Below are 7,925 nucleotides of genomic sequence, written 5' to 3' on the forward strand. Positions count from 1 at the left end.
CCGGGCCGCGTTCGCGCGCGTCACCTCGCCCGGCCGGCTCGAGGCGCTGCGCCGCGGCCCGGTCGTGCTGGCCGACGCCGCGCACAACCCGGCGGGCGCGGCGGCACTGGCGGCGGCCCTCACCGAGGAGTTCGCCGGCACCGCGCTGGTCGCCGTCGTCGCCGCCATGGCCGACAAGGACGTCGAGGGCATCCTCACCGAGCTCGAGCCCGTCGTCGAGGCCGTCGTCGTCACGGAGAACTCCTCGCCGCGCACCATGCCCGTCGACCAGCTCGCCAACATCGCCGTCGACGTGTTCGGCCAGGACCGCGTGCACCAGGCGGTGCCGCTGCCCGAGGCGATCGACGCCGGGCTGCGGCTGGCCGAGCGCGAGGAGTCGCTGGGCGGCTACGGCGTGGTGGTCACCGGCTCGGTCGTGACGGCCGGCGACGCGCGGGTGGCGTTCGGGGCCGGCTCGTGAACCGCATCGCCGCCACCATCCTGTCGATCCAGACGATCGTCGTGCTGCTGGCCGTCCCGGTCGCCATCAACATCGCCGACGTCGGCCGCGGGGCGGCGTGGCTGGCCGGCGGCGGCATCGCCCTGCTGTGCGTCCTGGGTGCGGCGACGGTGCGCCGCGGGCGGCCCGGCTACGTGCTGGGGACGGCGGCCCAGGTGGGCTCCATCGCCGCCGGCTTCGTCGTGCCGGCGATGCTGATCCTGGGCGGGATCTTCGCGCTGCTGTGGTTCGTGCTGCTTCGCATCGGCCCGCAGGTCGAGCGCGAGAAGGCCGCCCGCGAGGCGGCCGCACGCGAGGCGGAGCAATGACGGGTGGTTCGGTGGCGCTCTGGCACCACCGAACCACCCGCCATCACGCGTCGCCGGCGACGTAGGCGGCCTCGATCTCGCGCAGAACGGCGGCCGGTTCCGCGCGGAGCCGGGCCGGCGACACCGGCAGTACCCGGTAGCCGAGTGCGGCGTAGCGGGCCCGTCGCTGTTCCGTACGGGCGGGTGCGTCGCCGAAGCCGTGGAAGCTGCGCGAGTCGACCTCGACGACCAGATGGACGCGCTCCCAGCAGGCGTCCGGGTAGATGCCGCGGTGGCCGGGGAGCGGCCGGTTCCAGCGTGGTTCGGGGAGCAGGCGGCTGGTACGGATGAGATCGCGCAGCTCGCACTCCGGCGCGGACCGGCACCCGGCTTCGATGTCCTTCATGGCGAGGCGGGCGAGCGCGCCGCCGCGGCGCGGGGCGGCGGCGACCTCGGCGCGCAGCGCTGTGAGCGTGGTGCGGCGCCGCTGTACGGCTTCGCACAGCAGGGCGCGAACGTTGCGCAGCGCGAGCTCGCGGTGCTGCTCCGGCTGGTGCCAGCAGCCAGGGCAGCCGTCAGCACGCGAGCAGACCGGCCGCCAGTCGGCCGGCAGGTGATCCGAGCGGACGACTGTTTCCACCACGGCTCGAGCCGTTGCCACGACCGGGACGACGCCCGGCATCGGTGCGTGCTCGGCCTGCTCCAGGAGGACGTGGAGCGGCACGTCGGGCTGAGAGTCGTCGACCCACATGCGCGCTTCCGGCGGCCGGGTCGTCCGGCAGACCCGGACGAAGCCCTTGCTCCGGCGGGCCGACTCCCACGGCACCAGCACGTCGATCGCCGCACCGGCCGGTGGTCCATACTCGAGCCCGCTCATCTCGCAGGCCCACGCGCCGCTGATGGCCGCACCGGGGCCGCCGTGCAGGATCGCCGCCCGCCGGCGGTGCTGGGGAGCGAGGGGTCCGCTGAAGGTCGCATAGACGCCTGGCAGGACGCGCTGCCACGGACCGCCGGCCCGGGTGGCATGACGCACCGCATCGCGGGTCATGCCGGCCGTCAACGCCTGCCGGCGTGTGATCAGGCCGTCCTGCGCGCGAGCGAGCGCATGAGCATGTTCATGGGGCACGACGCGATCCTGCGCGAGCGCGCGAGGCGGCGGAAGTGCGAATTCTCAGCCTGTGGATAACGATGGCGGGTGGTTCGGTGGCGCTATGGCACCACCGAACCACCCGCCATCGGGGAGGAACCTGACTCAGAGGCCGGGGAACCAGAGGTCGAGCTCGCGCTTGGCGGCCTCGGGGGAGTCCGAGGCGTGCACGAGGTTCTCGGAGTTCGACAGCGCGAAGTCGCCGCGGATGGTGCCCGGCGCGGCCTTGCGGCCGTCGGTGGCGCCGTTCATCGCGCGGACGACGTCGATGGCCTGGTCGCCGTCGAGCACCAGCGCGACCAGCGGGCCGCCGGTGACGAACTCGCGCAGCGCGGGGTAGAACGGCTTGTCGACGTGCTCGGCGTAGTGCGCGTCGGACAGTGTGGGGTCGATGGTGCGCTGGTCCATCGCGACGATGGTCAGACCCTTGCGTTCGTAACGGGCCAGAATCTCCCCGACCAGGCCGCGGCGGACGGCGTCGGGCTTGATCAGGACGAGCGTGCGCTCGGACACGGGTGCTCCTGTGCGGTCGTGTGGATCGGCAATGTCCCGACACTAGTCCACCACCGGCCGCGAGGTCCCCAGCGGCGGCGCGATGAAAGCGTCGTGAAAGCGCCCGCCGGTAGCGTCCACCGTGCCGGATGCGCATCCGGCAGGGGGCATGACCACGGTCAGGCGTCCAAGGTAAAGTTCCCCCGAACGTCCAGGGGGCAGCGGGGTTGTTTGTGCACGTCGAAGCATCCGGCGACGCGGCGTCCGTACCGGTCGCCTCGGCCGGAGCTCCGATACGAGTCCCCCCGGCTGCTCCCGGCCGTCCCGGCCGGTTCGGGAGGGCAGCGACGGGGGCGACGAGGCAGGAGCGGTAGAGGCACCTCATGGCGGGGACAACTCAGACGACTGACGCGGCCAACGAGCGCCAGCGCGCGCGGGAACAGCGCGGCATCCGCAGCAACCAGCGGGTCCGTGCCGACAACACCCGGCTGCCGTCGCCGCCGCGGCAGCGCCGCCCGGCGCTGGCCGCGCTCGCGGTGCTGCTCATCGTCGGCGGCGCCGCCGTCGCCGCGCTGCTGGCCATGCGCGTCGACGAGCGCACGCCGGTACTCGTGCTGGCCCGGGACGTCGCCGCTGGCCAGCAGATCACCAGCGACGACCTCGAGACCACTCAGGTCGCCTCTGAGCTCGACAGCCTCATTCCGGAGTCGCAGGCGGACCAGGTCGTCGGACGATACGCCCGCGTCGCCCTCGCGCAAGGGCAGCTGCTCGACACCACGATGCTGGAGGATTCTTCGCCGCTGACCGAGGGCCAGGTGGCCGTCGGGGCGTTTCTCGCGCAGGGCTTCCTGCCGGCCGGCGGCCTCAAACCCGGCGACATCGTCGACCTCGTCTCGATCGTCACCGGCGAGGGCGAAACCGTCGTCGAGGGCGCCCGGGTGGCCTCCGCCACCGCGGCCGAGGGCACCGGCGATGCCGGCGGCGGTGCCGGTTCCACGGTCACGCTGCTGGTCGACCGCGGCGACGCCGCCACGGTCGGCGGTCTCGCGGCCACCAACCAACTGGTCGTCACGCTGGTCGAGCGGGGCACCCCGTTCGAGTCCGGGGAGGACTGACCCGGTGCTCATCGCGTTCGCGTCCGCCAAGGGCTCGCCGGGCGTGACCACCACGGTCAACGCGCTCGGGGCCATCTGGCCGCTCGACGTCGTGGTCGCCGACTTCGATCCCGCCGGCGGCGATTTCGCCCTGCGTCACCGCGACGCCGAGGGCGAGCCGCTCGACCCCGAGCGCGGCCTGCTGTCGCTGGCCGCCGCCGCGCGCCGGGGCGTCGCCGAGGCGAACATGGCCGAGCACCTGCAGACCGCCGACGGCGGCCTCGACGTGCTGGCCGGCGTCGTCCGGCCCGAGCAGCTCACCGGCATCGGCTCGGTGTGGCCGTCGATGGCCACCATGCTCAAGGCGCTGCCGGTCGACGTGCTGGTCGACTGCGGCCGCATCGTCCCCGGCACCCCGCTGCTGCCGGTCATGAACGCCGCCGACGCCGTCGTGTTCGTGGTCCGGCCGGGCATCGAGTACTACGCGCACCTGCGCGAACGGCTGCGCTGGCTGGCCGAGCCGCTGCAGATCGGCCAGGCCGGCAGCATCCCGGTCGGCATCGTGCTGGTCACCGACAGCAGCGACACCGCGAGCCCGCGCGACCTCGACCGTCTGCTGCAGCACGACGGCCACCAGGTCACCGTGCTGGGCCGCATCGCCGACGACCCCAAGGCCGCCGGCGCCCTGGCCGGCCGGTGGAGCCGCCGCATCGACCGCTCGCTGCTCGTGCGCTCGGCGCGCGAGCTCAGCGAGTCGGTGCGGACGCTGGCCCAGGCGCACGCGCGTATCCCGAGCAGGAGCTGACCACGTGGACCAGAACCTCGTCCGCACCCTCCGCGAGGAGGTCGCCGACACCCTCGCCCGGCAGCGCCGCGACGACGCCGCCAACGGCATCCCGCCGATGTCCGGCGAGGACGAGCGGCAATTCGCCCGCGCCGTCATCAGCCGGGTCCTCGACGCGCACGCCCGGGCCGAGATCGCGGCCGGGCGCACGCCGCCGTCGGCGGAGGAAGAGGAGGAGATCTCCTCCGGCATCCACGCCGCGCTGTTCGGCGTGGGCCGGCTGCAGCCGCTGCTCGACGACCTCGAGGTCGAGAACATCGACATCAACGGCTGCGACCAGGTGTTCATCCAGTACGCCGACGGCCGCGAGGTGGTCGGCGCGCCGGTCGCCGAGAGCGACGACGAGCTGGTCGAGCTGGTGCAGATCCTGGGCGCCTACTCCGGCCTCACCAGCCGCCCCTTCGACTCCGCGAACCCGCAGCTGGACCTCCGGCTGCCCGACGGCAGCCGGCTCTCGGCCGTCATGGGCGTCTGCGCCCGTCCGGCCATCTCCATCCGGCGCGCCCGGCTGTCGCGGGTGCACCTCGACGACCTCGTCGGCTACGGCTCGGTGACGGAGGAGCTGGCCGCCTTCCTGTCCGCCGCCGTCGCCGCGCGCAAGAACATCATGATCGCCGGGGCCACCAACGCCGGCAAGACGACCATGCTGCGCGCGCTGGCCAACGAGATTCCGCCGTCCGAGCGGCTCATCACCGTCGAGCGCGCGCTCGAGCTGGGCCTGGGCGAGTTCCCCGACCTGCACCCGAACGTCGTCGCGTTCGAGGAGCGGCTGCCCAACTCCGAGGGCCAGGGCGCCATCACCATGGCCGAGCTGGTCCGCCGCAGCCTGCGCATGAACCCCAGCCGGGTCATCGTGGGCGAGGTGCTGGGCGACGAGATCGTCACCATGCTCAACGCGATGAGCCAGGGCAACGACGGCTCGCTGTCGACCATCCACGCCAACAGCTCCATCGAGGTGTTCAACCGCATCTCGACCTATGCCATCCAGTCCGTCGAGCGGCTGCCGGTCGAGGCGACCATGATGCTCATCGCCGGCGCCATCGACTTCGTCGTGTTCGTCGAGAAGCGCAACGAGTTCGCCGAGGGCGGCCGGCTGCGCCGGTTCGTCTCCAGCATCCGCGAGATCAACGGCGTCGACGGCCGGGTGCTGTCCAGCGAGATCTTCGCCGCGGGGCCCGACGGCGTCGCCGTCCCGGCCGCCCCCATCGCCTGCATCGACGACCTCATCGCGGTGGGCTACGACGCCAACGCCGGGGTGGTGGCGTGAGCCCCACCATCCTGCTCATCACCCTCATCGGGGCCGCCATCGGCGCCTCGGTCCTGCTGCTGATCATCGCGATCCGCGGCAGCGAGCCGAAGCCGCCGACGCCGGGCTCGTCCCGCTCGCTGGTCGAGCGGCTGGGGCGGCAGACGGTGTACGGCATCACCGCGGGCGTGGTCACGCTGCTGGTGACCCGCTGGCCGGTCGCGGCCATCGGCGGCGGCCTGCTGGTGGCCTTCTGGCCCGCGCTGTTCGGCGGGGCGAAGGAGGAGCGCACGGCCATCGCCCGGCTGGAGGGGCTGGCGTCCTGGACGGAGTCGCTGCGCGACACCATCGCCGGCGCCGTCGGCCTCGAGCAGGCCATCCCGGCCACCGTGTACGCGGCCTCGCCGTCCATCCAGCCGCAGCTGCGGCTGCTGGCCGACCGGCTGCGCATCCGCATGCCGATGCCCGAGGCGCTGGAGCGCTTCGCCGACGACCTCGACGACGCCAGCGCCGACCTCGTCGTGTCCGCGCTGATCCTCAACGCCCGGCTGCGCGGCCCCGGCCTGCGGCAGGTGCTCAGCTCGCTGGCCGACTCCGCCCGCGCCGAGCTCGACATGCGCCAGCGCGTCATGGCCGGCCGCGCCAGCACCCGCCGCTCGGTGCAGATCGTCGTTGGCGTCAGCCTGGCCTTCATGGTCGGCCTGTCGATCATCAACCGCGACTTCGTCGAGCCGTACAACACCGCGGTGGGCCAGATCGTCCTGGGCGTCGTCATCGCGATCTTCGCCATCGGCTTCCTGTGGATGCGGCGGCTGGCGAAGTTCGAGACGCCGGCCCGCTTCCTCGTCACCGCCGAGCCGGGGGAGGTGCGCGCGTGACGCTGATCCTGGTCGCGGGCGCCATCGCCGGCGCGGGGGCGCTGCTGCTCGGCTACGTGCTCTCGGTGCCGCGGGTCAATCCGGCCGCGGCGCTGGCCCGCCTCGACGCCGAGCGCAGCCGCGCCCGGCGCGACCGCCTCACCGCCGCCACGGTCACCGGCGGCAGCGGCGAGTCCGCCGCGATGCGCCGGTTCGGCGGCCAGCTGCGTCAGACGCTCGAGGGCGTCGGCCTGCGCATGGGGTCGCTGCGAGCCGACCTCTCGCTGCTCGGCCGGTCCATCGAGGGCCACCTCGCCACCAGCGTGCTGTCCGCGCTGGCCGGCTTCCTCATGCCGGTGGTCATCGCGGCCATCCTGTCCTTCGCGCACATCGGGCTGAGCATCCCGGCGGCGACGGCGCTCGGCCTGATCCTGGCGCTCGTGCTGGGGCTGGTCCCGACGTTGTCGGCGCGGTCGAGCGCGGCCGACCGCCGCCGCGACTTCCGCCACGTCGTCGGCTCGTTCCTCGACCTCGTCGCGATGAACCTCGCCGGTGGCCGCGGCGTCCCCGAGGCGCTGCAGGCGGCGTCGTCGCTCAGCGACGGCTGGGCCATGGTGCGCATCCGCGACACCCTGCTCACCGCCCGGCTGCACGGCGTCACGCCGTGGGCGGCGCTGGGCGAGCTGGGCGACGAGGTCGGCGTCGACGAGCTGCGCGACCTCGCCGCGGCGCTGGCGCTGGTCGCCGAGGACGGCGCCAAGGTGCGCGAGTCGCTGGCCGCCCGGGCCGGCTCGCTGCGCCGGCGCGAACTGGCCGAGATCGAGGGGAAGGCCGGGCAGCGTTCGCAGTCCATGCTGGTCGCTCAGCTGGTGCTGTGCTGCGGCTTCCTGCTCTTCCTCGTCTACCCGGCGGTGATGGGGGTGCTGGACCAGAGTTGACGAACCCCCGCAAGCACGGCTCGAACCCACGACACGACCAGGAGACACCCCCATGAAGCTGAACTTCTCGCCGTCCGCCCCGCTGGGCTGGCTGCTGCTGAGCCTGCAGGTGCACACCGAACGGGCCCGTCGCGCGCCCGAGCGCGGCGCGTCGGCCATCGAGTTCGTCATCATCACGGCGATCCTCGTGGCGCTGGCCGCGGCCGTCGGCGTCGTCATCTACAACCTGGTCACCGACGAGGCCGAGTCCATCGACATCCCGGACGCTCCCGGCGGCGGGCTCTGACGGACCGATGAACGTCGTCCAGGCGCGGATCGCACGACTGCGATCGAGAAGGGAGCGGGGTGCGACCGCGATCGAGCTCGCGATGTACACCCCGATCATGTTCTTGATCATCTTCATCATCGTGCAGTTCACGCTGACCTGGCACGGCAACCAGATCGCCGCGGCGGCGGCCCGCGAGGCGGCCCGGACGGCACGCGTCGGCGGCGGCACGCCGGCGGCACTGGCGGCGGCGGAG

11 protein-coding genes are annotated in these 7,925 nt (G+C 73.3%); 9 read left to right on the top strand and 2 right to left on the bottom strand.

All coding sequences use genetic code 11. From position 1 onward, the window contains the following. Together DY240_RS25465 and DY240_RS25470 are read left to right on the top strand one after the other, a co-directional pair. On the top strand, positions 1–460 hold a 460-nt coding region (locus tag DY240_RS25465; protein WP_325049312.1), incomplete at its 5' end, for a glutamate ligase domain-containing protein. Next, a complete protein-coding gene (locus DY240_RS25470; RefSeq protein WP_119662495.1) occupies positions 457–807 on the top strand; it encodes a DUF4233 domain-containing protein in 351 nt (116 codons plus the stop codon). The genes DY240_RS25465 and DY240_RS25470, both read left to right, overlap by 4 nt. 43 nt (positions 808–850) lie before the next feature. Here DY240_RS25470 and DY240_RS25475 read toward each other — a convergent pair whose 3' ends face one another. Beyond that, positions 851–1,912, bottom strand: coding sequence for a hypothetical protein (locus DY240_RS25475; RefSeq protein WP_147375523.1), 1,062 nt, complete (start codon positions 1,910–1,912; stop codon positions 851–853). A 126-nt stretch (positions 1,913–2,038) separates the two neighbouring features. Then, entirely contained in the window at positions 2,039–2,446 is a 408-nt protein-coding gene (gene ndk, locus DY240_RS25480; RefSeq protein ID WP_119662497.1) for a nucleoside-diphosphate kinase, read from the bottom strand. A gap of 362 nt (positions 2,447–2,808) precedes the next feature. Between ndk and DY240_RS25485 the strand changes: the two genes are divergently transcribed. The 7 genes from DY240_RS25485 to DY240_RS34225 all read left to right on the top strand — a co-directional run. After that, positions 2,809–3,540 (top strand): SAF domain-containing protein, encoded by a 732-nt coding sequence (locus DY240_RS25485; RefSeq protein WP_119662498.1) that lies wholly within the window; start codon positions 2,809–2,811, stop codon positions 3,538–3,540. A gap of 4 nt (positions 3,541–3,544) precedes the next feature. After that, the gene (locus DY240_RS25490; RefSeq protein ID WP_119662499.1) at positions 3,545–4,324 is read left to right on the top strand and encodes a hypothetical protein; all 780 of its coding nucleotides are present in this window, start codon (positions 3,545–3,547) and stop codon (positions 4,322–4,324) included. A gap of 4 nt (positions 4,325–4,328) precedes the next feature. Further along, positions 4,329–5,630, top strand: a complete 1,302-nt coding sequence (locus DY240_RS25495; protein ID WP_119662500.1) for a CpaF family protein — start codon at positions 4,329–4,331, stop codon at positions 5,628–5,630. After that, positions 5,627–6,487 (top strand): type II secretion system F family protein, encoded by an 861-nt coding sequence (locus tag DY240_RS25500; protein ID WP_119662501.1) that lies wholly within the window; start codon positions 5,627–5,629, stop codon positions 6,485–6,487. The genes DY240_RS25495 and DY240_RS25500 overlap by 4 nt, the downstream gene beginning before the upstream one ends. Beyond that, the gene (locus DY240_RS25505; RefSeq protein ID WP_119662502.1) at positions 6,484–7,404 is read left to right on the top strand and encodes a type II secretion system F family protein; all 921 of its coding nucleotides are present in this window, start codon (positions 6,484–6,486) and stop codon (positions 7,402–7,404) included. The genes DY240_RS25500 and DY240_RS25505 overlap by 4 nt, the downstream gene beginning before the upstream one ends. Before the next feature lie 52 nt (positions 7,405–7,456). Beyond that, positions 7,457–7,690 (top strand): hypothetical protein, encoded by a 234-nt coding sequence (locus tag DY240_RS25510; protein ID WP_199702412.1) that lies wholly within the window; start codon positions 7,457–7,459, stop codon positions 7,688–7,690. Positions 7,691–7,697: 7 nt separating this feature from the next. Beyond that, on the top strand, positions 7,698–7,925 hold a 228-nt coding region (locus tag DY240_RS34225), incomplete at its 3' end, for a TadE/TadG family type IV pilus assembly protein (RefSeq protein ID WP_199702415.1).

It is taken from the genome of Jiangella rhizosphaerae (genome assembly GCF_003579925.1).
GTDB lineage: Bacteria > Actinomycetota > Actinomycetes > Jiangellales > Jiangellaceae > Jiangella > Jiangella rhizosphaerae.